General features: G+C 69.4%; 3 protein-coding genes and 1 pseudogene. 1 reads left to right on the plus strand and 3 read right to left on the minus strand.

Features of this window, described 5'->3' with window-relative positions; translation table 11 throughout:
- From holB to mltG, 3 genes are all read right to left on the minus strand, one after another.
- On the minus strand, window positions 1-671 hold a 671-nt coding region (holB, locus tag WBB14_RS32875), incomplete at its 3' end, for a DNA polymerase III subunit delta' (RefSeq protein ID WP_424243476.1).
- On the minus strand, window positions 668-1,291 hold the full coding sequence (tmk, locus tag WBB14_RS32880) for a dTMP kinase (protein WP_424243477.1): 624 nt from the start codon (window positions 1,289-1,291) through the stop codon (window positions 668-670). The genes tmk and holB, both read right to left, overlap by 4 nt.
- Window positions 1,288-2,454: an endolytic transglycosylase MltG gene (gene mltG / locus WBB14_RS32885; protein ID WP_424243478.1), complete on the minus strand. Its 1,167-nt coding sequence runs from the start codon at window positions 2,452-2,454 to the stop codon at window positions 1,288-1,290. The genes tmk and mltG overlap by 4 nt, the downstream gene beginning before the upstream one ends.
- A gap of 152 nt (window positions 2,455-2,606) precedes the next feature.
- Here mltG and WBB14_RS32890 point away from each other — a divergent pair.
- Window positions 2,607-3,015: pseudogene (locus WBB14_RS32890) on the plus strand (YgfZ/GcvT domain-containing protein); the annotation flags it as partial.

Below are 3,015 nucleotides of genomic sequence, written 5' to 3' on the forward strand. Positions count from 1 at the left end.
GGCTCGACGTTTTGTTCGCGCAGCCATTGCAGCGCGGTGTCGGGATCCGGCGCCGGCAGCGGCAGGCGGCGGCAGCGCGACACCAGAGTGGGCAGAAGGCGATCCGGCGCGTCCGCGACCAACAGGAACACCGTGTGCGGCGGCGGTTCTTCCAGCACCTTGAGCAAGGCGTTGGACGACACCACGTTCAGCGCATGGGCCGGGTACAGCAGCGCCACGCGCCAACCGCCGCGGTGCGTGGCGGTGTTGAACCAGGATTCCAGCGAGCGGATCTGGTCTATGCGGATTTCCTTGGATGGCGCGCGCTTGGCGGTGCCCGTGGCCGGCTCCGCATCTTCCGCGGGCTCGGCGGCGTCCGCCCCTTCTTCCACGGCCACGGCTTCGGGCCGGATGCGGCGCAGGTCGGGATGGTTGCCGCTGGCGAACCAGGCACAAGCGGCGCAACGGCCGCAGGCCAGGCCGTTGTCCGGCGTTTCGCACAGCAGGCTGGCCGCCGCGGCGACCGCGAAGTCCAGCTTGCCGATGCCGGCCAGTCCGTGGATCAGCCAGGCATGGGCGAAGCGCTCGCGATTGCCCAGCCAATGACGCGCCGTCTCGGCCTGCCAGGGCAGGAATTGCGGCGCGTTGGACGCCGTGGCGTCCTCGTCTTTGGCGGCGCGGGTGGCGTTCATGCCGCCTGCCCCAGCAATTCGCGCAGCCCCGTCTCCAGGCCGGCGCGGACCTGGTCGATGGATTGGGTGGAATCGACAATGCGGATGCGCTGCGGATCGGCCGCGGCGCGCGCATGGTAGGCCTCGCGGGTGCGTTCGAAGAAGGCTGCGCCCTCGCGCTCGAAGCGGTCGGGTTCGCGCGCGTCGGCCAGCCGGGCGCGCGCGACTTCCAGCGGCACGTCGAAGAGCCAGGTGCGGTCGGGCTGGCCGGCCTGCATCCAGGTTTCCAGCGCGGCCACGCGCGCCGCGCCCAGGCCGCGGCCCCCGCCCTGATAGGCGTAGGTGGCGTCGGTGTAGCGGTCGCAGACCACCCAGGCGCCGCGCGCCAAGGCCGGCTCGATGACTTGGTGCAGGTGCTCGCAACGGGCGGCGAACATCAACAGCGTCTCGGTGTCCAGCCCCATGGGGTCGGTCAGCAGCAAGGCGCGCAGCTTTTCGCCCAGCGGCGTGCCGCCGGGTTCGCGGGTGGACACCACGTCCAGCCCCTGCGCGCGCAGGAAATCGGCGATCCAGACGGTATGCGTGCTCTTGCCCGCGCCGTCCACGCCCTCCAGCGTGATAAAGCGTCCGCGCGTGGTCATTGGTCTTGTCCTTGTGCTTGTGCCGGGTCCGGCTCGGGCGCCGCATCCGGCGCCGGGGCAGGCGCCGGGCTGGCCTGAGCGGCTGCGGGCGTACCATTGGCCGGACTGCCGTTGGCGCCGCCGCGGCTCGATGCCGGGGTGGGCGCGGCATTCTGGCCCTGGCCCAGGATATAGCGGGAAACGTTGCGGTTGTGCTCGTTCAGGTTGACCGAGAACTCGCTGGTGCCGTTGCCGCGGGAAACGAAAAAGAGGAACTTGTGCTGCTCGGGCTGCACCGCCGCCAGCAGCGCCGCACGGCCCGGCGCCGCGATCGGCGTGGGCGGCAGGCCCGGCCGCGTGTAGGTGTTCCAGGGCGTGTCGGTCTGCAGGTCGCGCTTGCGAATCCGCCCCTGGTAAGCCTCGCCCATGCCGTAGATCACCGTCGGATCGGTCTGCAGCAGCATGCCGATCTTGAGCCGGTTGGTGAACACGCCGGCCACCCGGCGGCGGTCCGGCCCGTGGCCGGTTTCCTTTTCGACGATGGAAGCCAGCACCAGAGCCTCGTAAGGCGTGGTCACCGGCAGATCCGGCTGGCGCTTGGCCCAGGTGTCCTGCAGGATGCGCTGGCCTTCCTGGTAGGAGCGGCGCAGCAGGTCGTAATCGGTGCTGCCCGGCGTGAAAATGTAGGTATCCGGGAAGAACAGCCCTTCCGGCTGCTTGATGTCGGAACCCAGGCGTTCCATCAATTCTTCATCGGTGGTTTCGCCCAGCGTCTGCTTGACGTCGGGATTCGCGCGCAGCGCCTGGCGGATCTGGCGGTAGGTCCAGCCTTCCAGGAACGTAATCTGCCGCTGCGTCATGTCGCCGCGCGCCAGGCGTTCCAGCAGCTGCCAGGGCGAATCGCCATTGATCGCCTGGTAGCCGCCGGCCTTCATCTGCTTGTCCAGTTCGGACAGGCGCGCCATCCAGACGAATCCCGGCTCCCAGACCGGCACGCCGGCCTCGTTCAGCGCGCGCGCAACCGCGCGCGGGCTGCTGCCCGGATCCACCACGAAATCTATCCTGTCGGCTTTCAGCGGCATGGGCTTGTGCGCCCAATACCAGGCGCCGCCCACAGCTGCGGCGGCAGCCAGCGCGATCAACAGGAAAAACCACAGGACGAAAAAAAAGAGTCGCTTCTTCATAAGTGTCGGAAGTTTAATTGATCGCGCGGACCTGTCGCGGCTAAAGAGGGGCAGAACGCGCCGCGCGTCCCTGCGCGCGGCGGGGACATGGCCCAGCCCGGAGGGGAACACGGCTATCATCAGCACTTTGATGACGCGATAACGCCGCCTCCATGCACGCTTTCCATTCTTCGATTCCCGCCCGCGCAGAAGGTTGCGCGCAAGTCGCGCCGCTGGAAGATTTCCTGGTCTTCGCCGCTGCCGGCGCGGACGCCCTCACCTTTCTGCACGGCCAGCTCACGCAGGACGTCACCGGCCTGCCGCAAGACGCCGCCCGCCTGGCCGGCTACTGCACCGCCAAGGGCCGCCTGCTGGCCACCCTGGTGATGTGGCGCGGCGCCCCCGGCGGCGCGGACGACGCACCCCAACTCTACGGCCTGGTGCGCCAGGACCTGGCGCAAGCGCTGCTCAAGCGCCTGTCGATGTTCGTGCTGCGAGCCAAGGCCAAGCTTGCCGCCACGCCGCTGCACGTGGCGGGCGTGACGGCCTCGGCCGCCGAAGCCGCCGCGCTCGAAGCCGCGG

Source organism: Achromobacter sp. (assembly GCF_049647645.1).
Lineage (GTDB): Bacteria > Pseudomonadota > Gammaproteobacteria > Burkholderiales > Burkholderiaceae_B > Achromobacter.